At 60.9% G+C, this 26,297-nt stretch carries 30 protein-coding genes and 1 tRNA gene; 26 read left to right on the top strand and 5 right to left on the bottom strand.

The features are described from left to right. Nucleotides 1–19: 19 nt before the first annotated feature. The 3 genes from UB48_RS27625 (at nt 20) to UB48_RS00835 (ending at nt 1,168) form a co-directional block, all read left to right on the top strand. Nucleotides 20–277, top strand: a complete 258-nt coding sequence (locus UB48_RS27625; RefSeq protein WP_156160148.1) for a hypothetical protein — start codon at nt 20–22, stop codon at nt 275–277. A 255-nt stretch (nt 278–532) separates the two neighbouring features. Next, complete coding sequence (locus tag UB48_RS00840) at nt 533–958, top strand: HIT domain-containing protein (RefSeq protein WP_045193546.1); 426 nt, start codon at nt 533–535, stop codon at nt 956–958. A 3-nt stretch (nt 959–961) separates the two neighbouring features. Beyond that, on the top strand, nt 962–1,168 hold the full coding sequence (locus UB48_RS00835) for a SlyX family protein (RefSeq protein WP_038996659.1): 207 nt from the start codon (nt 962–964) through the stop codon (nt 1,166–1,168). Nucleotides 1,169–1,231: 63 nt separating this feature from the next. Here the strand turns inward: UB48_RS00835 and UB48_RS28140 are convergent, their stop codons facing one another. Continuing rightward, complete coding sequence (locus tag UB48_RS28140; RefSeq protein ID WP_045193545.1) at nt 1,232–1,819, bottom strand: cold-shock protein; 588 nt, start codon at nt 1,817–1,819, stop codon at nt 1,232–1,234. Nucleotides 1,820–2,116: 297 nt separating this feature from the next. Between UB48_RS28140 and UB48_RS00825 the strand changes: the two genes are divergently transcribed. The 18 genes from UB48_RS00825 to UB48_RS00740 all read left to right on the top strand — a co-directional run bounded on the left by UB48_RS00825 (nt 2,117) and on the right by UB48_RS00740 (nt 15,817). Further along, the gene (locus UB48_RS00825) at nt 2,117–2,590 is read left to right on the top strand and encodes a Dps family protein (protein ID WP_045193544.1); all 474 of its coding nucleotides are present in this window, start codon (nt 2,117–2,119) and stop codon (nt 2,588–2,590) included. A gap of 242 nt (nt 2,591–2,832) precedes the next feature. Then, on the top strand, nt 2,833–3,162 hold the full coding sequence (locus UB48_RS00820; RefSeq protein WP_045193543.1) for a ribbon-helix-helix domain-containing protein: 330 nt from the start codon (nt 2,833–2,835) through the stop codon (nt 3,160–3,162). Between the two features lie 93 nt (nt 3,163–3,255). Continuing rightward, nucleotides 3,256–3,477: an FmdB family zinc ribbon protein gene (locus UB48_RS00815; RefSeq protein ID WP_045193542.1), complete on the top strand. Its 222-nt coding sequence runs from the start codon at nt 3,256–3,258 to the stop codon at nt 3,475–3,477. A 93-nt stretch (nt 3,478–3,570) separates the two neighbouring features. Then, nucleotides 3,571–5,346 (top strand): aspartate--tRNA ligase, encoded by a 1,776-nt coding sequence (aspS, locus tag UB48_RS00810; protein WP_045193709.1) that lies wholly within the window; start codon nt 3,571–3,573, stop codon nt 5,344–5,346. A gap of 121 nt (nt 5,347–5,467) precedes the next feature. Then, a complete protein-coding gene (locus tag UB48_RS00805) occupies nt 5,468–6,214 on the top strand; it encodes a YebC/PmpR family DNA-binding transcriptional regulator (RefSeq protein ID WP_045193541.1) in 747 nt (248 codons plus the stop codon). Nucleotides 6,215–6,384: 170 nt separating this feature from the next. Then, nucleotides 6,385–6,909, top strand: a complete 525-nt coding sequence (ruvC, locus tag UB48_RS00800; protein ID WP_045193540.1) for a crossover junction endodeoxyribonuclease RuvC — start codon at nt 6,385–6,387, stop codon at nt 6,907–6,909. A 108-nt stretch (nt 6,910–7,017) separates the two neighbouring features. Continuing rightward, entirely contained in the window at nt 7,018–7,626 is a 609-nt protein-coding gene (gene ruvA, locus UB48_RS00795) for a Holliday junction branch migration protein RuvA (RefSeq protein ID WP_010223195.1), read from the top strand. Further along, on the top strand, nt 7,627–8,682 hold the full coding sequence (gene ruvB / locus UB48_RS00790) for a Holliday junction branch migration DNA helicase RuvB (RefSeq protein WP_045193539.1): 1,056 nt from the start codon (nt 7,627–7,629) through the stop codon (nt 8,680–8,682). Between the two features lie 125 nt (nt 8,683–8,807). Next, nucleotides 8,808–9,263, top strand: a complete 456-nt coding sequence (ybgC, locus tag UB48_RS00785) for a tol-pal system-associated acyl-CoA thioesterase (protein WP_045193538.1) — start codon at nt 8,808–8,810, stop codon at nt 9,261–9,263. A 2-nt stretch (nt 9,264–9,265) separates the two neighbouring features. Beyond that, a complete protein-coding gene (gene tolQ / locus UB48_RS00780; RefSeq protein ID WP_010223192.1) occupies nt 9,266–9,961 on the top strand; it encodes a protein TolQ in 696 nt (231 codons plus the stop codon). Between the two features lie 14 nt (nt 9,962–9,975). Beyond that, nucleotides 9,976–10,428 carry a protein TolR gene (tolR, locus tag UB48_RS00775; protein WP_045193537.1) on the top strand — a complete coding sequence of 151 codons (453 nt, stop codon included), beginning with the start codon at nt 9,976–9,978 and terminating at the stop codon, nt 10,426–10,428. After that, nucleotides 10,428–11,504 (top strand): cell envelope integrity protein TolA, encoded by a 1,077-nt coding sequence (gene tolA / locus UB48_RS00770; RefSeq protein ID WP_045193536.1) that lies wholly within the window; start codon nt 10,428–10,430, stop codon nt 11,502–11,504. Before tolR ends, tolA begins: the two co-directional genes overlap by 1 nt. A gap of 17 nt (nt 11,505–11,521) precedes the next feature. Continuing rightward, nucleotides 11,522–12,802, top strand: coding sequence for a Tol-Pal system beta propeller repeat protein TolB (gene tolB / locus UB48_RS00765; protein WP_230090946.1), 1,281 nt, complete (start codon nt 11,522–11,524; stop codon nt 12,800–12,802). Nucleotides 12,803–12,854: 52 nt separating this feature from the next. Beyond that, nucleotides 12,855–13,352, top strand: coding sequence for a peptidoglycan-associated lipoprotein Pal (pal, locus tag UB48_RS00760; protein ID WP_010223188.1), 498 nt, complete (start codon nt 12,855–12,857; stop codon nt 13,350–13,352). Between the two features lie 6 nt (nt 13,353–13,358). Continuing rightward, nucleotides 13,359–14,186 (top strand): tol-pal system protein YbgF, encoded by an 828-nt coding sequence (gene ybgF / locus UB48_RS00755; RefSeq protein ID WP_045193533.1) that lies wholly within the window; start codon nt 13,359–13,361, stop codon nt 14,184–14,186. Between the two features lie 158 nt (nt 14,187–14,344). Then, nucleotides 14,345–14,992, top strand: a complete 648-nt coding sequence (gene queE / locus UB48_RS00750; protein WP_045193532.1) for a 7-carboxy-7-deazaguanine synthase QueE — start codon at nt 14,345–14,347, stop codon at nt 14,990–14,992. Between the two features lie 13 nt (nt 14,993–15,005). After that, nucleotides 15,006–15,680, top strand: coding sequence for a 7-cyano-7-deazaguanine synthase QueC (gene queC, locus UB48_RS00745; protein ID WP_045193531.1), 675 nt, complete (start codon nt 15,006–15,008; stop codon nt 15,678–15,680). A gap of 61 nt (nt 15,681–15,741) precedes the next feature. After that, nucleotides 15,742–15,817: transfer RNA gene (locus UB48_RS00740), tRNA-Lys, on the top strand. A 60-nt stretch (nt 15,818–15,877) separates the two neighbouring features. On the opposite strand, the gene UB48_RS00735 is transcribed toward UB48_RS00740, so the two are convergent. Beyond that, on the bottom strand, nt 15,878–18,091 hold the full coding sequence (locus tag UB48_RS00735) for a TonB-dependent siderophore receptor (RefSeq protein WP_045193530.1): 2,214 nt from the start codon (nt 18,089–18,091) through the stop codon (nt 15,878–15,880). 227 nt (nt 18,092–18,318) lie between these two features. Here UB48_RS00735 and UB48_RS00730 point away from each other — a divergent pair, with 227 nt between their 5' ends. Beyond that, nucleotides 18,319–19,203 (top strand): glycosyltransferase family 2 protein, encoded by an 885-nt coding sequence (locus UB48_RS00730; RefSeq protein WP_045193529.1) that lies wholly within the window; start codon nt 18,319–18,321, stop codon nt 19,201–19,203. Between the two features lie 17 nt (nt 19,204–19,220). Next, the gene (locus UB48_RS00725; RefSeq protein ID WP_045193528.1) at nt 19,221–19,841 is read left to right on the top strand and encodes a CatB-related O-acetyltransferase; all 621 of its coding nucleotides are present in this window, start codon (nt 19,221–19,223) and stop codon (nt 19,839–19,841) included. A gap of 3 nt (nt 19,842–19,844) precedes the next feature. Here UB48_RS00725 and UB48_RS00720 read toward each other — a convergent pair whose 3' ends face one another. Continuing rightward, nucleotides 19,845–21,098 carry an SMI1/KNR4 family protein gene (locus UB48_RS00720; protein WP_045193527.1) on the bottom strand — a complete coding sequence of 418 codons (1,254 nt, stop codon included), beginning with the start codon at nt 21,096–21,098 and terminating at the stop codon, nt 19,845–19,847. A 148-nt stretch (nt 21,099–21,246) separates the two neighbouring features. On the opposite strand from UB48_RS00720, the gene UB48_RS00715 reads away from it, so the two are divergent. Further along, nucleotides 21,247–21,705: a hypothetical protein gene (locus tag UB48_RS00715; protein ID WP_045193526.1), complete on the top strand. Its 459-nt coding sequence runs from the start codon at nt 21,247–21,249 to the stop codon at nt 21,703–21,705. On the opposite strand, the gene UB48_RS00710 is transcribed toward UB48_RS00715, so the two are convergent. Next, nucleotides 21,647–22,597 carry a DMT family transporter gene (locus UB48_RS00710; RefSeq protein ID WP_045193525.1) on the bottom strand — a complete coding sequence of 317 codons (951 nt, stop codon included), beginning with the start codon at nt 22,595–22,597 and terminating at the stop codon, nt 21,647–21,649. The genes UB48_RS00715 and UB48_RS00710 overlap by 59 nt on opposite strands. A gap of 91 nt (nt 22,598–22,688) precedes the next feature. Here UB48_RS00710 and UB48_RS00705 point away from each other — a divergent pair, with 91 nt between their 5' ends. Beyond that, on the top strand, nt 22,689–23,570 hold the full coding sequence (locus UB48_RS00705; protein WP_045193524.1) for a LysR family transcriptional regulator: 882 nt from the start codon (nt 22,689–22,691) through the stop codon (nt 23,568–23,570). 48 nt (nt 23,571–23,618) lie between these two features. Continuing rightward, nucleotides 23,619–24,302, top strand: coding sequence for a peptidoglycan DD-metalloendopeptidase family protein (locus UB48_RS00700; RefSeq protein ID WP_045193522.1), 684 nt, complete (start codon nt 23,619–23,621; stop codon nt 24,300–24,302). A 39-nt stretch (nt 24,303–24,341) separates the two neighbouring features. Here UB48_RS00700 and UB48_RS00695 read toward each other — a convergent pair whose 3' ends face one another. After that, on the bottom strand, nt 24,342–26,297 hold the full coding sequence (locus tag UB48_RS00695) for an alkyl/aryl-sulfatase (RefSeq protein ID WP_045193521.1): 1,956 nt from the start codon (nt 26,295–26,297) through the stop codon (nt 24,342–24,344).

The raw sequence follows: 26,297 nt of genomic DNA, 5'->3' as shown, positions 1-26,297 counted from the left end.
GAAACTCCCTGGTTAACCCATGCAGCTGTTGTTATTTGTCGCCGCTCGCTGCATCAGTGCAGAGGGCGTGCCGACCGTGGCGGATGACAATGCAACAAGCGTGCACAAAATCGAACAGCTTCACGAAATTTTCACTTTTCCACCACCGCAGGGGCCTCAGGTGCCGATAAACCGGGGGTCAAAGAACTTTTGGTTCGCCGTGGCCGATCCCGTTGGAATAAGGGCAAAAGTTGCCCGTAAAGTCAAAGCGTTACCGTTGAAGGCTAAAGCTGAGTAGTTTGTGGATGTTCACTGGGCGAAACGCCGACGGACGGCTTCATTTTGGTGCGAAAAGTAGCGTTTCCTTGCCCGGGCAGCGTAACACCGACGTACGCCTAGGCCTTTTGGGTGAGGGGAAGGGGCTAATTCGGTGCATTGCTTCATTAATAAGGCAGCAGGCAATGCCCCGACGAGCGATCAGGAGTATCCTGCTGGCAGTGGCTCACGGAGGGTCGTGTGAGCAAGGTATTAAGCTGTTGTAGGAGATTTCGTAGTGTTTGTTCTGGATCAACGTCTTCAACAAGACACCTTTTGCCTGGGGGACTTTCCTCTTTGTCGTCTGTTGCTGAGTAGGGATGGCAACTATCCCTGGTTTATCCTGGTGCCGCGTCGGGCCGAAATCAGCGAATTGTTTCAACTTGATGACAGCGATCAGCAGCAACTCTGGAAAGAAACTAACGCCCTGGCCCAGATCCTCAAGGACGTCTTTGCCGCCGACAAAATGAACGTGGCAACCCTCGGCAATGTAGTTAGCCAGCTACATATGCATGTGATTGTTCGTCATCGTTCTGATCCGGCCTGGCCGGCACCTGTGTGGGGCAATAAACCTGCAATTGAATATGCGCCACAACAGGTGGCTGAGATCCGTTTGCGCCTGGCCGAGGTATTGGTTGACGATTTTCAGTTCGCGGAGGCTTGAATCATGACCCTTGAAGCGCGCGTGACCGAGTTGGAAAGCCGGCTGGCCTTTCAGGACGATACCCTGCTGGCCTTGAATGATGTGCTGGTCGAACAGCAGCGCGTCGTTGAGCGCCTGCAGTTGCAGATGGCAGCACTGCTCAAGCGCTATGAAGAGATGGTCGGCCAGTACGAGGCCAGTGAAGAAGAGGCACCGCCGCCGCATTACTGATTCGGGGGCGAAAAAAAACCGCGATGGGCAGTGATGCCGTCGCGGTTTTTTTGTTGCTGCTGATCAGCGCCGTGGGGCGGCGATCACGTCTTCGGCCTGCAGGCCCTTGTCGCGGTTCATCACCGAGAACTCCACGCGCTGGCCTTCGACCAGCACCCGGTGGCCTTCGCCGCGAATGGCGCGGAAGTGGACGAAGATGTCATCGCCCGAATCGCGGGAGATAAAGCCGAAACCCTTGGACGTGTTGAACCACTTCACCGTGCCGGTATCGCGATTGGACATGTCGTACTGGGTGTTCTGGCTACGGGCCACAGCGCTTTTGGCAAAACCGGCAATCAAGTGCAGGATGGTGGCCAGCAGGGCGCAAGCCAGGGCTGGCAGGTTGCCAAGCTCCGGACGGGCCAGCAAGGTCACGGTCTGCAGGATCACGGTAAGCACCAGCAAGGCACTGGCAGCGCGCTGCAGTTGCTGGCGCACGCCCCGGTAGTGCTGTGCGAGCACAGGAGCGATGAGCAGGTTAAGCAGGCCGAAAAGCGCCAGGTAAACCGCCTCCGGTTGCTGCAGGAAGGGTATGGCTTCGGTTCTGAGGCTGGGTATGAAGGACAGCAGCAAAGCTGCAACGCCCGTCAACAGGTGGACGATCTTGAACATGTTGGTTGGCTCACATTGATAAGGCGGATCACAGGAAGAGCTGGCTTCACGGCGCGCACGGGTAAAAAAGCGCAAAAACGTGAGAAGGCCAGCCTATGCGCCCGGGCAATGACAATCGGCGCGGGCGGCACGCTGCCTATTTAACAGCAAAGCCCCGGGCTTCTCAAATCAGCGGCCAACCGTGTGTCGCGCGGCCTGCAGCCTTGTGTCGCAGGCATGAGGCTGCAGGGGTGGAAAACTCTTGGTACAGTGGTTTGTACCGGCTTGATCAGCAAGCACTAAGGAAAGGGGAACTACATGGCAATCGATATCGGTATCAGCGAAGAAGATCGCAAGTCCATCGTCGATGGTTTGTCGCGCCTGTTGTCGGATACCTACGTACTTTATCTGAAGACCCACAACTTTCACTGGAACGTCACTGGCCCTGCGTTTCGTACCTTGCACCTGATGTTCGAAGAGCAGTACAACGAACTGGCCCTGGCGGTCGACTCGATCGCCGAGCGTATTCGCGCGCTGGGCTTCCCGGCACCCGGGGCGTACTCGATCTACGCGCGGCTTTCTTCTATTAAGGAAGAAGAGGGCGTGCCGCCTGCTGACGAAATGATCAAACAACTGGTCGAAGGCCAGGAGGCGGTAACCCGCACGGCGCGCAGCATTTTCCCGCTGCTCGACAAGGTCAGCGACGAGCCGACGGCTGACCTGCTGACCCAGCGCATGCAGGTGCATGAAAAAACCGCCTGGATGCTGCGCTCGCTACTTGAAGGCAAGTAACCGGCAGATTTAACCCTGTTATTCGAATGCCCGAACTTTTGTGCGAAGTTCGGGCATTTCAGTTAGTACGGAAGCACTTTCCGGTGTTTTAAAGTACCGGCTCCAGTGCCGAGTATTCCTACATTCAGAGTTAGGGTGTCTGCTGGCACCGCCACGTTACACAGCGCTTTATTAAGGGCATGTTCCCGCGTGCATAACGCACGCGGGTTTGTTTCCCGGTTAAACAGTGGCGTGGTACGACTATGTCGGCATGGATGAATCGCACGGGGCGCGTAGCCTGCGTGCCGCACAAGGATGGCGTCGACCCTTTCGAGGCCAATTTCAACATGGGCCTGGCCCAGCCGCTGTCGCGGTCGGTGCGCCTCAACGGCTTTGCCACCTGTCTGCGCCTGGAAGAGATCTACTGGACTATTCTTGAACGCATCGCCAAGGCCAATCAGTGCTCGGTCAATGCCGTGTTGTCTTACATCGACCGTGAGGTACACCTGCGTCATGGCGGGGTAAAAAATTTCAGCGGGCTGATCCGCGTGGTCTGCGTGGTCTATTTGCTCGGCTTGCCAGTGGCACGCTAGTCGGTTGCCGGGCTGCACAGCACTCCTTAACCATATATAATCCCGCGCTTTACTGCCCGAACCAGCCTGCGCTGTGGTTAACGAGACACGCCTATGCCCATGTACGACTATCAATGTGCTTCCTGCAACCACCAGTTGGAAGTCCTCCAGAAGCTCAGCGCCGCGCCGCTGACCGATTGCCCGGCGTGTGAGCAGCCAGCGCTGAAGAAGCTGATTTCGGCCCCGGGCTTCCGCCTGGGTGGTACCGGCTGGTACGAAACCGACTTCAAGACCGGTGCGAAAAAGAACCTGGCAGGCGGCGACAAGGCCGACTGAGTTGATTGCACCGGCAGGGTCTTGCACTATTAGCCCTTTGGGGCTGCAAGGCCTCCACTGAACATACGAATGACGAGAAGCGAAACCACCATCATGATGCGCAGCCATTATTGCGGCCAACTGAACGAGAGCCTGGAAGGTCAGGAAATTACCCTTTGCGGATGGGTCCATCGTCGCCGCGACCACGGCGGGGTGATTTTCCTCGATATCCGTGATCGCGAAGGCATGGCCCAGGTCGTTTTCGACCCGGATCGCGCAGAAAGCTTCGCCGCCGCCGACCGCGTGCGCAGCGAATACGTGGTGCAGATTACCGGCAAGGTGCGTCCGCGTCCGGCTGGCGCAGTCAACGCCAACATGGCCTCGGGTGCCATCGAAGTGTTGGGTTATGAGCTGACCGTGCTGAACGAAGCGGAAACCCCGCCGTTCCCGCTCAACGAATACTCCGACGTTGGCGAAGAAACCCGCCTGCGCTATCGCTTCATCGACCTGCGTCGTCCAGAGATGGCCGAGAAGCTGCGTCTGCGTTCGCGCATCACCACCAGCATCCGTCGCTTCCTCGACGAAAACGGCTTCCTCGACGTCGAAACGCCGATCCTCACCCGTGCCACCCCTGAGGGCGCGCGTGACTACCTGGTGCCGAGCCGTACCCACGCCGGCAGCTTCTTCGCCCTGCCGCAATCGCCCCAGCTGTTCAAGCAGCTGCTGATGGTTGCCGGTTTCGACCGCTACTACCAGATCGCCAAGTGCTTCCGTGACGAAGACCTGCGCGCCGACCGTCAGCCGGAATTCACCCAGATCGACATCGAGACCAGCTTCCTCGATGAGTCCGAGATCATGGGCCTGACCGAAAGCATGATCCGCAAGCTGTTCAAGGAAGTCCTGGACCTGGAATTCGGTGAATTCCCGCACATGACCTTCGAAGAAGCCATGCGCCGCTACGGTTCCGACAAGCCTGACCTGCGTAACCCGCTGGAACTGGTCGACGTTGCCGACCAGCTCAAGGACGTCGAATTCAAGGTGTTCAGCGGCCCGGCCAACGATCCGAAGAGCCGTGTTGCCGCCCTGCGCGTGCCAGGTGGCGCGAGCATGCCGCGCAGCCGCATCGACGAGTACACCAAGTTCGTCGGCATCTACGGTGCCAAGGGCCTGGCCTACATCAAGGTCAACGAGCGCGCCAAGGGCGTTGAAGGCCTGCAGTCTCCGATCGTCAAGAACATCCCTGAGGCCAACCTCAACGTGATCCTCGATCGCGTTGGTGCGGTCGATGGCGACATCGTGTTCTTCGGCGCCGACAAGGCCAAGATTGTCAGCGAGGCGCTGGGCGCCCTGCGTATCAAGGTCGGTAACGATTTCAACCTGCTCACCTGCGAGTGGGCCCCGATGTGGGTGGTTGACTTCCCGATGTTCGAAGAGAACGACGACGGCAGCTTCACCGCGCTGCACCACCCGTTCACCGCGCCAAAATGCAGCCCCGAAGAGCTCGAGGCCAACCCGGCCACTGCGCTGTCGCGTGCTTACGACATGGTCCTCAACGGTACCGAGCTGGGTGGCGGTTCGATCCGTATCCACCGCAAAGAGATGCAACAGGCGGTCTTCCGTCTGCTGGGTATCGAAGCGGCTGAACAGGAAGAGAAGTTCGGCTTCCTGCTCGACGCCCTGAAGTTCGGCGCACCGCCGCACGGCGGCCTGGCCTTCGGCCTTGACCGTCTGGTGATGCTGATGACCGGCGCCCAGTCGATTCGCGAAGTCATTGCCTTCCCGAAAACCCAGAGCGCCGCGTGCGTCATGACCCAGGCCCCTGGCTTGGTCGATGCCAAGGCCCTGCGTGAGTTGCATATCCGTCTGCGCGAACAGCCCAAGGCTGAGTAAGCAGGCCCCGGGCGCATCCAGATGGATGCGCCTTTGCGTTAAGGCGCATGAATTTAAAGGTCTCGGCCGGGCGTGAGCGCGGCCGCGGCGTGGCATTGTTACAAAGGATTCGGAGTGCGTTATGGCAGGTCATTCCAAGTGGGCAAACATCAAGCACCGCAAAGAGCGCCAGGATGCCAAGCGAGGCAAGATCTTCACCAAGTGGATTCGTGAGCTGACCGTTGCCGCCAAGCAGGGCGGCGGCGATCCTGCCTCCAACCCGCGCTTGCGCCTGGCCCTGGACAAGGCGCTGGGGGCGAACATGAGCCGCGACATCATCGACCGGGCGGTTGCCCGCGGTGCTGGTACGGCCGAAGCCGACAACGTCGAAGAGCTCAGCTACGAAGGTTACGGCCCGGGCGGCGTGGCGATCATGGTCGAGGCCATGACCGACAACCGCAACCGTACCGCCGCCGCTGTGCGTCATGCCTTCAGCAAATGCGGCGGCAACCTCGGCACCGACGGTTCGGTGGCTTACCTGTTCGAGCGCAAGGGGCAGATCAGCTTCGCCGCCGGCGTCGATGAAGACGCGCTGATGGAAGCGGCGATGGAAGCCGATGCCGACGACGTGGTCAGCAACGAGGACGGTTCGTTCGACGTGTTTACCTCGTTCAACAGCTTCTATGCCGTGCGCAACGCCCTGGAAGAGGCCGGTTTCAAGGCCGCTGACGCGGAAATCGTCATGCAGCCGACCACCAGCGCCGAACTCGACCTGGACGGCGCACAGAAGGTGCTCAAGCTGATCGACATGCTTGAAGACCTGGACGACGTACAGAACGTCTACTCCAATGCCGAAATTCCTGACGAAGTCATGGAACAGCTCGGCTAGTCTCAAGTTGTTCATTTAGGTGGGAGCGAGCTTGCCTCGCGATGCGATTGGGTGGTAGTGCGCAATCGCGGGGCAAGCCCGCTCCTACCGGCCCGAGGCCGGATCTGCCTGCAGTTGCATTGCACCTGCGAGCCGGTCCGGCTTCTGTTTTTACTATGGCGCAAAGACGTATGACTCTGATTCTTGGCATCGACCCCGGCTCGCGCATTACCGGCTATGGCGTGGTGCGCCATAGTGGGCGGGGTTGCGAGTACGTGGCTTCGGGCTGCATCCGTACCGGCGCCGGCGAGCTGCCGGAGCGTCTGCAGATCGTCTTTCGCGGCGTGCGCGAAATCATCCGCCAGCACGGCCCGGTGACCATGGGCATCGAGCGGGTGTTCATGGCGCGCAACGCCGACTCGGCGCTCAAGCTCGGCCAGGCCCGCGGCGCGGCGATCGTCGCGGCTATCGAAGAAGGCCTGGAAATCGCCGAGTACAGCGCCACCCAGGTCAAGCAGGCGGTGGCCGGCACCGGTGGGGCCAATAAGGAGCAGGTGCAGATGATGGTCATGCACCTGCTGAAACTGACGCAAAAGCCGCAGATCGATGCCTCCGACGCCCTGGCCATCGCCTTGTGCCATGCCCATACCCGCTCAAGCCTGGTGCCACACGGCCTGGGCACGGCGCGCAGTCGCAGCGGGCGCTTGCGGCTCTGATAGCATCATCTGCTGAAACAAATTTTGCCTGGGCAATGCCATCGGCCATTGCATTTGCTGTTAGGGTTGACCGGTCGCTTGCCGGTACCCATGAGGAAGGATCGGAACGTGATTGGACGTTTGCGCGGCACCCTGGCTGAAAAACAGCCGCCGCACCTGATTGTCGACGTCAACGGCCTGGGCTATGAGCTCGAAGTGCCGATGACCACCCTGTACCGCCTGCCCAAGGTTGGCGAAGTGGTGACCTTGCACACCCACCTGGTGGTGCGCGAAGACGCCCACCTGCTGTATGGCTTCCATGAAAAGCGCGAGCGCGAGCTGTTTCGCGAGCTGATCCGCCTCAATGGCGTGGGGCCCAAGCTGGCCCTGGCATTGATGTCGGGCCTGGAGGTCGACGAACTGGTACGCTGTGTCCAGGCCCAGGATGCTTCGGCCCTGGTCAAGGTGCCGGGGGTTGGTAAAAAGACCGCCGAACGCCTGCTGGTCGAACTCAAGGACCGCTTCAAGGCCTGGGAAACCTCCCCGGCCATGTTTGCCCTTGTGCCCAATGGTCCACTGCCGATTGCCAGCGTTTCCAGCGCCGAGGCCGACGCCGTCAGCGCGCTGATTTCCCTGGGCTACAAGCCCCAGGAAGCGAGCAAGGCGGTCGCCGCCGTGGATGCCAAGGGCCTGAGCAGCGAAGAGCTGATCCGTCGCAGCCTGAAGGGAATGATCTAAGTGATTGAAGCCGATCGACTGATAGCCGCCACCGGGCGCGACCGTGAAGAGGTCCAGGACCGGGCGATCCGCCCATTGCGCCTGGCCGAATACATCGGCCAGCCGGTGGTGCGTGAACAGATGGCGCTGTTCATCCAGGCCGCCCGCGGGCGCAACGAATCCCTCGACCACACCCTGATCTTCGGTCCGCCGGGCCTGGGCAAGACCACCCTGGCCAATATCATTGCCCAGGAAATGGGCGTGTCGATCAAAAGCACTTCCGGGCCGATCCTCGAACGCCCGGGTGACCTGGCCGCGTTGCTGACCAACCTTGAGCCGCACGATGTGCTGTTCATCGACGAAATCCATCGCCTGTCGCCCATCGTCGAAGAAGTGCTGTACCCGGCCATGGAAGACTTCCAGCTTGACATCATGATCGGCGAGGGGCCGGCGGCGCGTTCGATCAAGCTCGACTTGCCGCCGTTCACCCTGGTCGGCGCCACCACCCGTGCCGGCATGCTGACCAACCCGCTGCGTGACCGCTTCGGCATCGTCCAGCGCCTTGAGTTCTACAACACCGAGGACCTGGCGACCATCGTCAGCCGTTCCGGTGGCATTCTCGGCCTGCCCATTGAAGACGAAGGTGCCTTCGAGATCGCCCGCCGCGCCCGTGGCACGCCACGGATTGCCAACCGCCTGCTGCGGCGGGTGCGCGACTACGCCGAGGTGCGTGGCAAGGGCCACATCACCAAGCCGGTGGCCGACATGGCGCTGAACCTGCTGGACGTCGACGAGCGCGGTTTCGATCATCAGGACCGGCGCTTGCTGCTGACCATGATCGAGAAGTTCGACGGCGGCCCGGTGGGGGTCGACAGCCTGGCCGCGGCCATCAGCGAAGAGCGACACACCATCGAAGACGTGCTCGAGCCCTACCTGATCCAGCAGGGCTACATCATGCGCACGCCACGGGGCAGGGTGGTGACCCGGCATGCCTACCTGCATTTCGGCCTGAACATTCCCAACCGCCTGGGCGAATCGATCAGCGGCGAGGGTTTTTCCGCCCAGACCGATGAATGACAGATTTATCCAGCGTTTCTGTGGTCCTATCCGCGGGCATGCCTCAGTCGCGCTGGCAATACGACATAATCGATGAAAAACAGTTGCCGGGGCGGATTGGCAAGCTGAGGAGTTAGCACTAGAGTATGCGCGCGCAAAACGAGCTAGAGCCGTTCGCACATCGTTGTCGTGTCTATTACGAAGATACCGATGCCGGCGGCGTGGTGTATTACGTCAATTACCTGAAATTCATGGAACGTGCCCGCACCGAGCGGTTGCGTGACCTGGGCTTTGCCCAGTCGGCACTGGCGCAGGACAACCTGCTGTTCGTGGTCCATTCCAGCGAGGCGCGCTATCACGCGCCAGCGCGGCTGGACGACGAGTTGCGGGTTACCGCGCAAGTGCTTGAATTGAACCGCGCCAGCCTGCGCTTCGTGCAGCAGGTGTGGCGCGAAAAAGATGCAACGCTGCTCTGTGAGGGGCAGTTCCTGGTGGCCTGTGTGCGCGCCGATACTTTCAAACCCCGGGCCATCCCCCAAGCGCTGCGCGCGGCCTTTGCCGAGGCGGGCGATCCGGGTACTCATTCAAATGCAGGAGATTAAGCGTGGAAGCTAACGTCGTCGACCATACCTCCATGTGGAGCCTGGTCAGCAATGCCAGCATCGTGGTGCAGCTGGTCATGCTGATTCTGGTGGCCGCATCGGTAACGTCATGGATCATGATTTTCCAGCGCAGCACCATGCTGCGCGCCGGTCGTCGTGCGCTGGACAGCTTTGAAGAGCGCTTCTGGTCGGGTATCGACCTGTCCAAGCTGTATCGTCAGGCTGGCAGCAACCCGGACCCGGATTCGGGTGTAGAGCAGGTGTTCCGCGCCGGCTTCAAAGAGTTCTCGCGTCTGCGCCAACAGCCAGGCGTCGACCCGGACGCGGTCATGGAAGGCGTTGGCCGGGCCATGCGCGTAGCCATCTCCCGCGAGGAAGAGAAGCTCGAGCAGAGCCTGCCGTTCCTCGCCACCGTCGGTTCCACCAGCCCGTACATCGGCCTGTTCGGTACCGTCTGGGGCATCATGAACTCCTTCCGTGGCCTGGCCTCGGCGCAGCAAGCGACCCTGGCCACCGTGGCCCCGGGTATCGCCGAAGCCCTGATCGCCACCGCGATCGGCCTGTTCGCCGCGATCCCTGCGGTTATTGCCTACAACCGTTTCGCTGCCCGCAGTGAAGTCTTGATCGGCCGTTACTACACGTTCGCCGACGAGTTCCAGGCCATCCTGCACCGTAAAGTGCACACCAGCGAAGAGTGATCAGGTAAAAGCCCATGGCCCGAGTTCGCCACAAACGCAAGCCGGTCGCCGAAATGAACGTGGTGCCATACATCGACGTGATGCTGGTACTGCTGGTGATTTTCATGGTGACCGCACCGATGCTCAACCAGGGCGTGAAGGTCGACCTGCCCAAGGTTTCCAGTGAAGCCTTGCCGCAGGACAACAACACCCAGGTCCTGACCATTTCGATCAAGGCTGACAAGACCTACTACTGGAACCTTGGCAGCGAAGTCGACACCGACAAGCAGATGGACAAGGCCATGACCTTGCCGCAAATGACCGACGCCGTGACCAAGATCATCAGCGCCGGCCGTGACCAGGGCAAGCAGACCCAGGTCTTCATCCGTGGCGACAAGTCCGTCGACTACGGCGCGGTCATGGGTGCCATGGGCGGGTTGCAGAAGGCAGGTGTCGGTAACGTTGGCCTGATTACCGAGGCGCCCTGATGCAACAGCGAGAGCCATCCGCCTCGGAAAGCTATTTCTGGCCCAGTGTCTGGGCCATTGCGCTGCACGTTCTGGTGTTCGGCATGCTGTTCGTCAGCTTTGCCATGACCCCGGAGCTGCCGCCGGCCAAGCCTATTGTCCAGGCAACCCTGTACCAGCTCAAATCCAAGAGCCAGGCCACCACCCAGACCAATCAGAAGATTGCCGGTGAGGCCAAGAAGACTGCTTCGCGTCAAACCGAAGAAGAACAGATGGAACAGAAGAAGGTCGAGCAGCAGGCAGTGAAGGCTGCGGAACAAAAGAAAGAAGAAGCGGCTCAAAAGGCCGAAGAGGCGCGAGCCGAAGCTGAAGCGAAGAAAGCCGAACAGGCCGAGAAGGCCGAGCAAGCGAAGAAAACCGCCGAAGCCAAGAAAGCCGAAGAGGCGAAGAAGGCTGCCGAGAAGCAACAGGCTGACATCGCCAAGAAGAAGGCCGAAGAGGAAGCCAAGAAAAAGGCTGACGAAGAGGCCAAGAAGCAGGCGGCTGAAGAAGCCAAGAAAAAAGCAGCCGAGGACGCCAAGAAGAAGGCGGCCGAGGACGCCAAGAAAAAAGCAACGGCTGAAGAGGCGAAGAAGAAAGCCGCCGAAGACGCCAAGAAGAAAGCCGCAGCTGATGCGGCCAAGAAGAAGGCACAGGATGCAGCCCGCAAGGCGGCGGAAGACAAGAAAGCCCAGGCCCTGGCCGAGCTTCTGTCCGATACCACCGAACGGCAGCAGGCCCTGGCTGACGAGCAGGGTGACCAGGTAGCCGGCGATTTCGACGACCTGATCCGTGCACGTGCGGCCGAGGGCTGGGCACGTCCGCCTTCTGCGCGCAAGAACATGACGGTGGTCCTGCAGATCGGCATGTTGCCGGACGGCACCATTACCTCGGTGAGCGTAGCCCGCTCCAGTGGTGACGGTCCGTTTGACAGCTCGGCTGTGGCAGCGGTCAAGAACATTGGTCGTTTAACCGAAATGCAGGGCTTGAAACCGAGCGAATTCAATCCCTATCGTTCATTCAAGATGACATTCACACCTGAGGATCTAGCCTTGTGATTAACCTTCTTCGAGGACTGCTGGTCGTTCTCTGCTGTGCAGCAGGGTTGGCCGTAGCAGATGAAAAGAACATTCTGGTCACCAGCGGCAGCGATCGCGCCACGCCGATCGCGGTCGTGCCGTTCGGGCTGCAGGGCGGCAGCGTGCTGCCTGAAGACATGGCTGACATCATCGGCAATGACCTGCGCAACTCCGGTTATTACTCGCCGATCCCGCGCCAGAACATGATCAGCCAGCCGAGCCAGGCCAGCGAAGTGATCTTCCGTGACTGGAAAGCCCTGGGCGCCCAGTACGTGATGGTCGGCAGTATCGTCCCGTCCGGCGGCCGCCTGCAGGTGCAGTACGCGCTGTTCAACGTCGCCACCGAGCAGCAAGTGCTGACCGGCAGCGTCTCGGGCAGCGTCGATCAACTGCGCGACATGTCGCACTACATCGCCGACCAGTCGTTCGAAAAGCTCACCGGCATCAAGGGTGCATTCTCTACCCGCATGCTTTACGTGACCGCCGAGCGCTTCTCGACCAACAACACCCGTTACACCCTGCAGCGTTCGGACTACGACGGTGCGCGGGCGGTAACCCTGCTGCAGTCGCGTGAGCCGATCCTGTCGCCGCGCTTTGCACCAGACGGCAAGCGCATTGCCTACGTGTCGTTCGAGCAGAAGCGTCCGCGCATCTTCGTCCAGCATATCGATACCGGTCGCCGTGAGCAGATCACCAACTTCGAAGGCCTCAACGGTGCGCCAGCCTGGTCGCCGGACGGTTCGCGCCTGGCGTTCGTGCTGTCCAAGGACGGCAACCCGGACATCTACGTGATGAACATGGGTTCGCGCCAGCTGTCACGCGTGACTGCAGGCCCGGGTATCAACACCGAACCGTTCTGGGGTAAAGATGGCTCGACCATCTACTTCACCTCCGACCGCGGTGGTAAACCACAGATCTACAAAACCAATGTTTCCGGTGGTGGTGCAGAGCGGGTAACTTTCGTGGGTAACTACAACGCCAACCCTAAACTGTCGGCGGATGAAAAGACCCTGGTGATGATTCATCGCCAACAAGGTTTCACCAACTTCAAAGTGGCTGCACAAGATTTGCAACGCGGCAGTGTAAAGATTCTCTCGGAAACAAGTCTTGATGAGTCACCCACTGTTGCGCCCAACGGCACCATGCTAATCTACGCCACCCGCCAGCAGGGCCGGGGAGTCTTGATGCTCGTCTCTCTCAACGGACGCGTGAGGCTCCCGCTTCCTACCGCTCAAGGCGAAGTCAGAGAACCGTCCTGGTCCCCTTACCTGAACTGACGCGGCGCTTTACGTTTTACTTAACACACTGGGGTTCATTAGGAGTTTCACGATGGAAATGCTGAAGTTTGGTAAGTTTGCTGCGCTGGCTCTGGCCATGGCCGTAGCTGTAGGTTGCTCCTCGAAAGGCGGCGACGATGCTGGTCAAGGCCAGGTTGATCCTAACGCTGGCTACGGTGCCAACACTGGCGCTGTTGACGGCAGCCTGAGCGAAGAAGCTGCTCTGCGCGCAATCACCACCTTCTACTTCGAATACGACAGCTCGGACCTGAAGCCAGAAGCCATGCGCGCTCTGGACGTTCATGCCAAGGACCTGAAAGGCAACGGCGCTCGCGTCGTTCTGGAAGGTAACACCGACGAGCGTGGTACTCGCGAATACAACATGGCTCTGGGCGAGCGTCGTGCGAAAGCCGTTCAACGCTACCTGGTACTGCAAGGCGTTTCTCCTGCCCAGCTGGAACTGGTTTCCTACGGCGAAGAGCGTCCAGTTGCTACCGGTAACGACGAGCAGTCCTGGGCTCAGAACCGTCGCGTCGAACTGCGTAAGTAATTCGATATGCGAACGTGCCGTCGTGCTGTAACCGTCCTGGCTCTCACCCTGCCTCTCATGGCCTGGGCTGAGGTTCCTGTTGTTGATGACAACGCAGGCTATAGCGGCGCAAGCAGCTATCCGCCTGCGGGTTATGGTACGAACGGCGCCTATGCCGGGGGAGGGGTTACGGCCCCTGCCTCGGCACAGGGCCAGCTGTTCATGCAACTGCAGCAAATGCAGGAGCAGATAGCGCGTCAACAAGGCGTCATTGAAGAGCTGCAAAATGACGTGTCACGCATGAAACAGGAGAGCCTGGAGCGTTACCAGGACCTGGATCGGCGTATCGGAAGCGGTGTTGCACCTGCCGCCACTCCGCCCAATTCCCCAGCCGGTGGCGAAGCCGCCGGTGCTGCTGCAGGCGCTGCCACCGGTGCTGCCACCGGCCAGCAGCCTGCCGCCAGCAGCGAACCTGGCGATCCGGCGAAAGAGAAGCTCTATTACGACGCTGCTTTCGACCTGATCAAAGCCAAGGATTTCGACAAGGCCAGCCAGGCGTTCAACGCCTTCCTGCGCAAGTACCCGAACAGCCAGTACGCCGGCAACGCCCAGTACTGGCTCGGTGAAGTAAACCTGGCCAAAGGTGACCTGCAAGCGGCAGGGCAAGCCTTTGCCAAAGTGAGCCAGCTGTATCCCAAGCACAACAAGGTGCCGGATTCGCTGTACAAGCTCGCCGACGTGGAACGCCGCCTGGGTCACACCGACCGGGTCAAGGGCATTCTCCAGCAGGTGGTTACCCAGTACCCGGGTACCTCGGCTGCACAACTGGCCCAGCGCGATTTGCAAAAGCTCTGAACCAGCCGTTTTAAAAGAAACCCGCGCTAGTCGCGGGTTTTTTCGTTAGAATCACTGCCCTTTTATGAAACACGCTGCTGCGAACTACGCGATGACGGGTTCTCAGCAGTGCCTGACGGAGGCGGACAGCCTGTTTAGCTGTTACGCCCGTGGCGACTATGCAAGACACATTACGCATTACCGAAGTTTTTTACTCTTTGCAGGGTGAAACGCGTACCGCTGGGCTGCCCACGGTATTCGTCCGCCTCACCGGCTGCCCGCTGCGTTGCCAGTATTGCGACAGCGAGTACGCATTCAGTGGCGGCAGCATCCGCACCCTCGACTCGATCCTCGACCAGGTCGCCGGCTTCAAGCCGCGCTATGTCTGCGTCACCGGCGGCGAGCCGCTGGCCCAGCCCAATGCCATCCCTTTGCTCAAGCAACTGTGCGACGCCGGTTACGAGGTTTCGCTGGAGACCAGTGGCGCCCTGGATATTTCCAGGGTCGACACTCGGGTCAGTCGCGTGGTCGACCTGAAAACCCCAGGCTCCGAGGAAGTTCACCGCAACCGTTACGAGAATATCGAGCTGCTGACCCCGAATGACCAGGTCAAGTTCGTTATCTGTTCCCGTGGAGACTACGATTGGGCGGTGTCCAAGCTCATTCAATATGGCCTGGAAAAACGCGCTGGCGACGTACTCTTCTCGCCCAGCCACCACCAGGTGAGCGCCACCGACCTGGCCGACTGGATCGTGGCCGATAATTTGCCGGTTCGTTTCCAGATGCAGCTGCACAAACTGCTGTGGAACGACGAACCGGGACGCTGACAGGAGTGATGCAATGACTGAGAAACGTGCGGTAATTCTGCTTTCCGGCGGCCTCGACTCGGCCACTGTTGTTGCCATGGCCAAGGCCGAGGGCTACAGCTGCTACACCATGAGCTTCGACTACGGCCAGCGCCACCGCGCCGAGCTCAACGCCGCAGCGCGGGTTGCCCGCGACCTGGGCGTGGTCGAACACAAGGTCATCGGCCTGAGCCTGGACGGTATTGGCGGCTCGGCCCTGACCGACAGCAGCATCGATGTACCTGAAGCGCCGAGCGAAGGCATCCCGGTCACTTACGTGCCAGCACGTAATACGGTGTTCCTGTCCCTGGCCCTGGGCTGGGCAGAAGTACTGGAAGCCCGCGACATCTTCATCGGCGTCAATGCCGTGGACTATTCCGGTTACCCGGATTGCCGCCCGGAGTTCGTCGAGGCGTTCGAGCGCATGGCCAACCTGGCTACCAAAGCCGGTGTCGAAGGCAACGGCTTTCGCATACAGGCACCGCTGCAGAACCTCAGCAAGGCGCAGATCGTCCAGGCCGGCATGGCCCGCGGGGTGGATTACAGCCTGACCGTTTCCTGCTATCAGGCCGACGATCAAGGCCGTGCGTGCGGCAAATGTGACAGCTGCCGCCTGCGCGCCGACGGCTTTAAAGCCGCCGGTGTAGAGGACCCGACCAGATATTTTTAAATTATTTTGCGATGGGGTGTTGATTTCCTGTTAGAAATCAGTATTATACGCGCCATCCAACGGGTCGTTAGCTCAGTTGGTAGAGCAGTTGGCTTTTAACCAATTGGTCGTAGGTTCGAATCCTACACGACCCACCATACGCTGTAAGAGAAAGCCCGCGTCCTGCAAAGGTCGCGGGCTTTTTCGTTTCCTACCTATCAGAACGCGTAGGTCGCCGACAGAATCGCCGAACGCGCATCGCCGTACTCTATGGCCGAAGAACGCGCATCGGTGCCGTTCTGCTGGCGCACACGCTCAACGTAATCCTTGTCGAACAGGTTGTTGACGTTCAGCTGCAGGTCGAGGTCTTCGTTGACCCGGTACGCCACCATGGCGTTGTGCAGCCAGTAGGCGTCAAGCTTGGCGCTGGTGCTGGAGGTGACGTTGCGTTCGCTGACATAACGCGCGCCATAGCCCAGGGTCCAGCCGGCCGGCAGCTGGTAAGTGGTCCACAGGTTCAGCGAGCGCGGCGGGGTGTTGCCCAGGGCCTGGCCTTCACGGGCGATACCGGCTGCAGTGTTGGCGGCCTTGAGGGTTTCACTGTCGAGGAAGGTGTAGTTGGCGAACACATCCCACTGCTCGGTGATATGCCCGGTGACCCCGACTTCGACGCCCTGTACACGCTGCTTGCCGGCCAGTTGGGTGGAGCCGTCGGCCATGGTTTCGCGGGCGTTGGTCTTTTCTACCCGAAACAGCGCCGCGTCCAGTTCCAGGCGCTTGTCGAGCAGCTCCCATTTGGTCCCCAGTTCCCAGGTTTCGTTCTTTTCCGGGGCGAGGTTTTCGGTGGCCGCGCTCAGGCCGCCGCCGGTGGAGGCCAGGCTCTCTGCCGAAGGGTTGAAGGAGTTGCCCCAGGCCAGGTAGATACGCCCGTTCTCAGTCGGTTTGTAGACCAGCCCGGCACGGCCACTGAGTTTCTCGTCGGTGGAGTCGAAGTCGGAGGTGCGTACATGCCCGGCGTCGTAGCCTTGGGCCTGACCTTTGAACTTGTCGTAGCGCAGGCCCAGGTTCAGGTCCCATTGCTCATGCAGGGCGATGGTATCGAAGATGTACAGCGCCTGGTTGGTCAGTTCGGTGTCGGTATAGCCGCTGGTGGCCTTGTTGGCCGGCCCCGACCAATGCCCCGGCGGGTTGCTCAAGTCATAGCCATTGGCCGGATACAGGGCGTTGCTCAAGCCGTAGCCGTAGGTCTTCAGGTCCATGGTTTCGCGTGACACTTCCATGCCGGTGACCAGGTCATGGCGCATGCCCAGCAGCTTGAAGTTGCTGATCAGGTTGGTCTGGTTGATCCACATTTCGGTGGTCGCGTCGCGCCCGTAGCCCTGGGGGCCGGCGGGGCGATAGCGGCCAGGCGGCAGGCCGGTGGTGTTGACGTGCGAAGCCGAAACCGTGGTATCGCGGGCAATGTGGCTGTAGCGCGTAAGGTTTTGCAGGCGCAGGTTGTCGTTGAAGTCGTGTTCGAAGTTGGCGGTGAACGAGCTTTGCTCGATCTCTTCCTTGTCGAGGTTCTTCCAGCCGAAGTAGTCTTCGCGGCTGACGCCGGCCAGGCGTTTGCCGTCCAGGGCCGGTACGCCGTAGTCGGGCAGGTTGTCATCGACCTGGTGGAAGGCGCTCAGGGTCAGGCGCGTGGATTCGCTCAGGCCCAGGCGCAGCGATGGGGCGAGCCCCCAGCGTTCACGGTCGATCTGTTCGCGGCCGGCCACATCATTCTGGTGGCCCATGAGGTTGATGCGAAACGCGCTGTCATGCCCTACGCCCTCCAGCGGCTGGTTGCTGTCCAGGGTCATGCGGTAGTAGCTGTCGGTGCCGACACTGCCGCCCAGGCGGGTGAAGGCCTGGTCCTGGGGCTGCTTGCTGATGATGTTGATGCTGCCGCCGGTGGTGCCGGCACCGCCGAACACCGAGTTGGGGCCTTTGATGACTTCGACTTGCTCGACATTGAAGGTGTCGGTGCGGTTGGTCTGGGCGCTGTCGCGCAAGCCGTCGATCTGGATATTGCTGTTGGCCGAGAAGCCGCGGATGTTGATGCTGTCGCCCGAGCCGCCACCGCCTTCGCCGGCGTTGAAGGTGATGCCGGAGACGTTGGACAGGACCTGGCGCAGGCTCAGGGCCTGCTGCTCCTTGATTACCTGGGAGGGCACCACGGTGATGGTCTGCGGGGTGTCGAGCAGGGTGGTGGTGTACTTGCCCGACGCCGAGCGTTCAGTCTTGTAGTCGCTGCTGGCCTTGGCATCGATGTTGATATTGCCCAGCTCCATAGGCGGGCTGGACGCCTTCTCGGCGAGCGAATAGCTTGATGTCGAAGCGACGGCAAGGCCCAGTGCTGAAGCCATGAAGGAATGTGATGAACGACCACGAGCAAGTTCGCAAGACATGTAAAGTTTCACCCCAGTGAAAATTAAATGTAAGTGTTTATGAGAATTATTAGCAGTTACGCTGCTGATGATAATCTCGCCGCTTACCTTTCTTGCAGCTGTAGGTGTTTCGACATGTTTCTGGAGCGAACCATGACAACCAGGCAGAGTTCCAGCATCATGGTGCCACTTCGAACTCAAAGATGACCCGCCTCCGTCGTGAGGCCGGCATAAGGCTTTTACCCGTAATGACCCAAGAACACGCCCAGCAGCCTTCCCAGTCGCCGCCACTGATCTCGGTCGTCGCTCCTTGCTACAACGCCGAGAAGTACCTTGAGGCCGCGCTGCAGAGCATCTTTGCCCAGGATTACCCCAACTTCGAGGTGATCATTGTCGACGATGGCTCGACGGACAACAGCCTGGCCATGCTCCGGGCGCTGCAGGATACCTACGCTTTCACCTTGCTGACCCAGCACAATCAGGGCGTCAGTGCCACGCTGAACAATGGCCTCAAGCATGCCCGGGGCGTGTATGTGTCCACTCCGGACCTGGACGACATCATGCTCCCGCATTCGCTCAGCGTCAGGGCCAGGTACCTGGACGAGCACCCCGAGGTCGGCTGCGTCGGCGCCCTGATCGCCTACATGGACAGCGATGGCGCCGAAACCAAGACCCAGCAGCGCACCGAGGTAAAGACCTTTAGCTTCGACCAGATCGTCCGCGAGGCAGTGGTCATCGGTGCGCCGGGCGCGTTGTACCGCATGCAGGCGATGCGCGCGGCGCAATTCTACGACCCGGCGATCAAGGTCCAGGATTTTCAGATCACCCTCAGGATCGCCAGCAAGGGCTACCAGATTCACGAGTTGCCGGTGTGCGTGACGCGCTATCGCCGCCACCCCAACAACCTGTCGAGAAAGTTCAAGGTCCTGCTGGATGCCGATATGCTGGCGATGGCGCCCTTCAAGGCGCACCCTGGCTATCAGAAGGGCAGGACGGTGCTGATCAACAAGGCATTGAAGTATGCGGTGGTCGCCGACAAGAAATTTGCCTGGCAGCTGTTGCGCTCGATCCCGCTACGCCATTACAACCGCACCACATTCAAACGCCTGAAGCGCCTCGTACTGCACCGTTGATCAGCAAGGACCCCTTTGTGAAGTTATTCGACCTCTTGAAACAGCGGCGTGAGCGCAAACGACTGCGCTCGATGGACAAGCTTGAGCGTGCGGCAGAAAAGATCAGGCTGCGTTACCCACGTTATAGCGTCGGGGTGGGCACCTACGGGATTCCGGAAGTTGTCGAGTTCGGTGACGATACAGTGCTGAAGATCGGTTCCTACACCTCGATCGCAGCGGGCGTACAGATACTGCTCGGCGGTGAGCACCGTACCGACTGGCTGACCACTTACCCGTTCCCGGCCATGGTCGATGCCGTCAAGGACATCAAGGACTATGCGCCGAGCAAGGGCGATGTGGTGATCGGCAGCGACTGCTGGATCTGCACCAACGCGGTGATCCTCTCGGGCGTGACCATCGGCCATGGCGCGATTGTCGCCGCCGGTGCGCTGGTGACCCGCGATGTGCCGCCGTTTGCGGTGGTCGGCGGCAACCCGTGCAAGCAGATCAGGTGGCGGTTTGACGAAGAGGTGCGCAACACCTTGCTCGAAGCGGCCTGGTGGGACTGGCCCATGGATGAAGTCAAAGCTGTCTCGCGGATGCTCAGCAGCTCGGACCTTGATAGCTTTCTTGCCTACATCAAGGCCCGTAACGGCTGACAGTCAGTTGAACAGGCGCTGGCGCAGCGCGTCGATGCGTTCGGCTTCGGCCAGGTAGTCGGCGGCACTGAGGTTGCTGTACAACGTGCCGGCCTTGATCCGCTTGGCATCGCGCCGCTGCTGCTCGGCGCGTTCGAGCAACGCCTTTTGCAAGGCACTGGCACTGTCCGGCGAGGCTTCAAGCAGTGGCCGGGCCATGATCTCGGCGCTGTCCAGGTGGTCCTGGGCGATGGCGCTGAGCACCGCACTGGGTTCACTAATCGCCCCCAGGCCCAGCAAGCGCTTGGCCAGCGCCGGCGTTACCTGCGCAGCGCCTACCAGCAGCGTGTCGGCTTGCACCGGCATGCCCTGGTCGAGCAACCAACTGGCAGCTTCCAGGTGTCCATGCTGCAGGCAGCATTCCAGGCTGGCGCCGTGTCCACGCAACGTTTCGCTCAGGTCGCAGCCGGCCCTGCGCAGGGCTGCCAGGCGCTCGATATCGCCATGGCTGGCCGCATCGAGCAGCGCCAGTTGGCGCAGGCGTGGTTGTCCGGCGAGGCTGCCGTCAGCCAGTGCCGGGCGCCAGTCCAGTACTCGTTCGCGTAGCAAGGTCTCAAGCCGCGCCTTGAGCGTCACGCCCGACTCACCGGCTGCTTGCAGTTCATCCAGCGCTTCGAGCAGTTCGCTGGCGCTGCTGTACTCGGCCTGCGGGTCGAACGGGTCTTGTTCATAGGCCAGCAGGTGGAACAGCCCGGCGATGTCGTCGGCGATGCGTGCCAGGCTGTCCTGGTGCAGGCTGCCGGCCCAGGCTGGCGGCAGCCCGCGGCTCCAGGCGATCACCGCGCCATGGTTGGGGCCCGGGGTGACGCACACGTACAAGCGCTCCAGATATTCGAATCCGCCGAACGGCAGGTAGTCGAGCTTGCCGTTCCAGGGGCGGCCGTGTTCCCGGGCGGCTTCTTCGGCTTGCTCCTGTTCGTGCTCGATCCAGCCCCAGAGGTCGCGGTAGCCGTCACTATCCGGGTAGAACAGCTCGCTGAAGGAGAACGGGTGGCGATGGCCGTCGTAAACCACCTCCAGGTCGTAACCGACGCGACCGCCCAGGCAGGTCTGCCACAGCTGCAACAGCCCTGCGGGTAGCGGGCCGCTCAGTTGGGCTTCGATCCGCGCCAGGGTGGCGGCGTCGATTGCAGGTTGAGTATCGAAGATCACGCAGCCTTCGAACAGGGCCAGGTGGTGGTCCTGCAACAGCTGATGTTCGGCGGGGGAGAGTTCCATTCGTGGTCCACCTTCGGATTGGGCCGCAGACTCTAGCACGCGGCGAAACCCTCATTGTATCGCCCGCGCGCCCTGCGCCGAATCGATCTAAGCCGTGGGAACGAGGGGGGTAAAATGGTCTGGACGCTGTCGCGCAGGAGTCATGGCAATGAAATCCTTCAGCACACTCGCGTTATTCACGGCATTGGCCGCTGTACTGCTGGCCTGGCCAGCGCAGCACTTGCAGGCTTCGGAGTACCAGGAGCCTGTCGATGCGTCCGGGGTCAAGCTGCAGCCCCAGGAGCAGAATGGCATTAGTTATGTCACTGGCGGTATCGGTATCGATGAGTCGCGGGCCATTCAGCAGGTTCAGGGCTACAACCTGCACCTGACCTTCTCGACCGGCCCGGAAAACAAGTACGTGCCGGATGTCGACCTGACGATCCAGGGCGTGCAGGGGCAAACCCTGCTGCAACTGAGCCAGGTCGGGCCGATGGTCTACGTCAAGCTGCCGCCGGGTCATTACAACCTGGTCGCCTCGCGCAATGGCGTGCAGCAACTGGGCGCAGTCAACCTGGTTCCTGGTCAGTCCGGCAAGGTGAACCTGCACTGGAAGCAGGACAACTGAGCGCTGCAGGTATGCGGTTGACCAGCAGGATGCCGGTGATTACCAAGGTGCCGCCGGCGAGCATGGCGCCAGTCAGTTGCTCGCCTAGCAGCAAGGCTCCGGCTACCACGGCGGTCAGCGGGTTGAGGGCGATGAAGCTGCCGGCTCGGGTCGCGCCGATCCTGGCGATGGCGTCGTAATACAGCACGTACGCCAGCGCCGAACCCAGTGCGCCCAGGTACCCCAGGCTAATCAGGTCGCGCATCGACAACAAGCGCAATGAGCTCATGCTCATGCTGCCAATCACCAGGGCGTGCACGCCGAGCATTGCTGCCCCGGCGAACACTGCGTAGGTCACCGTGTACAGCGCGCCGATCTGCGTCACCAGCCTGGTGCAGAACATGCTGAAAAACACCCAGCTCAGCACGCAGCCGAAGATCAAGCCATCGCCGAGCCAACTGCCCTGGCCAATCGCTGCGGGCGCCCGGGCCAGCACCACCCAGCCGGCCCCCAGCAGGCACAGGGCGACGCCGAGCACCTGCGCTCGGCCCAGGCGCTGCCTGAAACACAGGTAGGCCATGATCGCCATGACCGCAGGGTTGCTCGCCACGATCAGCGAAGCCCGGGAGGCATCGGTGTATTGCAGGCCATGGAAGAAGAACAGCGTATAGGCGTAGATGCCGGCAAACCCCAGGCCGGCGATCTGCATGGCCTGGGTCTTGGTCACCCGGACAAAGCCTTTTTTCGACACCAGCAAGATGATCACCAGCACCAGGCTGGCCAGGGCAAAGCGCAGGCTGCCGAGCAGCAGCGGGTCGATCCCGCTGGCCAGGGCGCGGCCAGCGACAAAGGTGCCGCCCCAGATCATCGAGACCAGTGCGAGTTTCAGGTAGGTGCAAAGCTGAGACGGCATCGTTGGCCCCGGCTGACGGCGTAGAGGTGATACGCCATACTTGTCCGAATGCCAACTCATAGGGAAATGAGCAATCGCTCATGGTCTGCCGATGACTTTGACCCAGCTGGAAATCTTTGCCGTCGTCGCCGCGCGCAAAAGCTTCACCCTCGCGGCTGCGCAACTGAAAATCTCGCAATCAGGGGTGTCCCACGCCATTCGCGCCCTCGAGCAGCAGTTGGGCGTTGCCTTGTTCGAGCGTCGGCAGGGGCAGATCGAACCGAGCGATATCGGCAGCCGCCTGTTGCAACGGGCGCAGGCCATGCTCGGACTGGCTGAAACCCTGCGCCAGGAAGCCCTCGATGCCCGTGGCATGAAGCAAGGGACGCTGCGTATCGGCTCGTTCGGGCCGACGGCGTCGGTGCGTTTACTGCCGGCGATTCTTGCCGCCTATCGCCAGGCGTACCCCGGTATCGAGGTGCATGTCGACGAAGGCCCGGACCGCCAGGTACTGCACTGGCTGCAGGAGCGGCGCATCGATGTCGGCTTCGTGGTGCTGCCTGAAGAGCAGTTCGACAGCTACCCGCTGCTGGAGGACCAGATGGTTGCGCTGCTGCCCGCTGACCATGCGCTGGCGCAGCTGCCTTCAGTGACGCTCAGGCAGCTGTGCCTCGACCCTTTCGTGCTGACCGAGGCAGGTTCGGCCGAGATCGTCTCGCGGCTGTTTCTTGCCGCCAGGCTGCAACCCCGGGTTCGCTACCGCACCTCGCAACTGCTCAGCACCCTGGAGATGGTTGCCCGCGGTGACGGCCTGAGCATTGTCGCGCAATCATCCTTGCCGCTGCGGCCTACCCAGGGTTACGTGCAGCGCCCGCTCGATCCGCCGGTCAAGCGGAGGGTGGGGCTGGCGGTGGTCGATGAGCGCATCATCTCGCCCGCGACCCGGGCTTTTATCGAACTTGCACGGACATTGCCGCGTAACGCGGCGGACTGATTTATAGTAGCGCCCTCGTCAACGGCGTCTCCGGGAAAAGGAAGTGGTGTGTTTTTCAGGTTTGTTCTGATCGCCGTAATGCTGGCGATGTCCGCATGCAGTTCGCATTCCCCAAGCCCCGGTAGCTCCGCCAACAAAGTCGTGGCCGGCACCTACAAGGTCAAGCGCGGCGATACCCTGTATTCGATTGCCTCGCGCCATGGCTGGAACTTCAAGGAGCTGGCGCGCTACAACGGCATCAGTGCGCCCTACGCGGTGAATGTCGGCCAGACCATCCGCTTCGGCGGCTCGAAAACCACCACGCGCACCACCAGCACTGCCAGCAAGGCCAGGCCCGTGACGCCGACCACCAAGGTCACCCTGCGCGGCTGGGCGTGGCCGTTGCAGGGTACGGTAATCCGCCGCTATTCGTCCGCCGACAAGCTCAACAAAGGCATCCGCATCGCCGCCACCCCGGGCCAGCCGGTGTACGCCAGCCTCGGCGGCAAAGTGGCGTTCGCGACCAACATCCGTGGCTACGGCAACCTGATCATCCTCCAGCATGGCACCGCCCATGCCAGCGTCTACGGCCACAACAGCAAGTTGCTGGTCAAGGAAGGCCAGACCGTCAGCAAGGGCCAGAAGATCGCCGAAGCCGGCGACCTGGATACCGACCGCGTGCAGCTGTACTTCGAAATCCGCCAGAACGGCAAGCCGATCGATCCGCTGAGCGTGTTGCCGGCGGCCGGCTGAAGTGCCCGGCTCGAACCTGGGTTCGAGCCGGCACACTGCTCAAGGGGTGACTATGTTGAACATTCCCGGAAAGTTATCCAGCAGCGCTAGCAGCTCACTGACCTTGTCCTGACTACCTTCGACCTTGGCCCGGCCATCGGCGACTTCCTTGTCCAGAGTCGAACCGCCCATCATCAGCCCGGCGAAACCGAGCTTGTCGACACTGAGGGTGGCATCGGCCTTGTCCAGGGTTTTGCCTGCACTGTAGATGAGCACGCCATTGCGCAGCTCGATGGCGTAATTGCTGCCGTCAGGTTGCTTCCAGTTCAGGCGAAGCTGTTTGCTTGCCGCTTTCGGGCCGTTGAGGCGCACCCCCATGTAGTCCAGCAGCAGCTCCGGGCTCATGGCTGCGACCATGTCCGGGCTGGCGGTGCTGATTGCCGGCAGGTCCGGCACGCCGTTGCGCAGCTCAAAGGCACCCATCAGGTATTCGTTGCGCCAGGTCGGGTTTTCGGTCTGATAGCCCAACTGCTCGAAGGCATCGGCCTGCAGTTCACGAGCCGCCTTGTTGTCCGGGTCTGCGAAAACTACATGTTTGAGCACTTCAGCGGCCCAGCGGTAGTCACCCTTGGCGATCGATTCGCGGGCCTTGGCCAGTATCGCGTCGGCTCCGCCCATGAATTCGACATACTTCTTGCCGGCCTCGGCAGGCGGGAGTGGATGCAGGTTGGCGGGGTTGCTGTCGTACCAGCCCAGGTAGCGCTGGTAGACGGCCTTGGCGTCGTGGTTGACCGAACCGTAGTACCCACGGTTGTGCCATTTTTCGCCGATGCTGGAGGGCAGCTCCAGTTGTTCGGCGATCTCGGTCATGGTGTAGCCCTTGTTGGCCAGGTTCAGCGACTGGTCGTGGAGGTACTTGAACATATCGCGCTGGTCGGCCATGAAACTTACGATTCGTTCCTGGCCCCAGGTCGGCCAGTGGTGTTGCGCAAGTACCACTTCGACCTTGTCGCCATACTGGTTGATGGCCTGGTTCAGAGTCTTCCACCAGTTGGCCGCGTTGCGTACCTGCGCACCACGCAGGGTGTAGAGGTTATGCAGGGTGTGGGTGGCGTCTTCGGCGGTGTTGAGCAGCTTGAACTGCGGGAACCAAATCAGCATCTCTGATGGCGCTTCCGTACCGGGAGCCATCTGGAACTCCATCTCGACGCCATCCACCGTACGGGTTTCACCGGTTCTGGTGATGGTGTCGGTGGGCGGAATCAGAGTGAAAGTGCCAATCGAGGTGGTCTTGCCCAAGCCTGCGTCCAGTTGCCCGCGAGCGTTGCGCGGCAACATGGCACCGTACTGGTACAGGGTGCGACGGCTCATGGCGGTACCAGCCAGGACATTTTCGCTCACTGCTTCGTCGAGGAAACCTTCGGGAGCGAGGATCTTGACCTTGCCGGCCTTGACGTCCTCCTCGGTGGTCACGCCTTTGACACCGCCATAGTGGTCGGCATGGCTGTGGGTATAGATTACCGCCACCACCGGTTTTTTCGGGCGGTTGGCGTAGTACAGGTCTAGCCCGGCCTTGGCCACTTCGGTGGTGACCAACGGATCGATGATGATCAGGCCGCTGTCGCCTTCGATGATGGTCATGTTGGACAAATCGAAACCGCGAATCTGATAAACCCGATCGGTGACCTGGAACAGGCCATTGTTGAGGTTCAACTCGGCAATGCGCCACAGGCTGGGGTTCACCGTGTCGGGTGCTTCACCCTTGATGAAACCGTAACTGGTAAGGTCCCAGTTGACTTTGCCGTCGGCGCCCTTGATGGTCATTGGATTCAAGGTGGCGATGAAGCCTTTCCTGGCATCCTCGAAATCCTGCTTGTCGGCAAATGGCAGGCTTTTGAGCACCTGGGCGTTGAGGGATTTGGTCAGTTCGCTGGCTTCCTTCGGCTCCACGGCAGCGAAGGCGCCCTGAGCTGAGAATGTAATGGCCAGGGCCAGGGCGGTGGTTCTGAAGATCAT

This window comes from Pseudomonas sp. 2(2015) (assembly GCF_000955865.1).
Taxonomy (GTDB): domain Bacteria; phylum Pseudomonadota; class Gammaproteobacteria; order Pseudomonadales; family Pseudomonadaceae; genus Aquipseudomonas.
The sequence above is the reverse complement of the archived record's forward strand: the minus strand, read 5'-3'. Positions and strand labels throughout refer to the sequence as shown.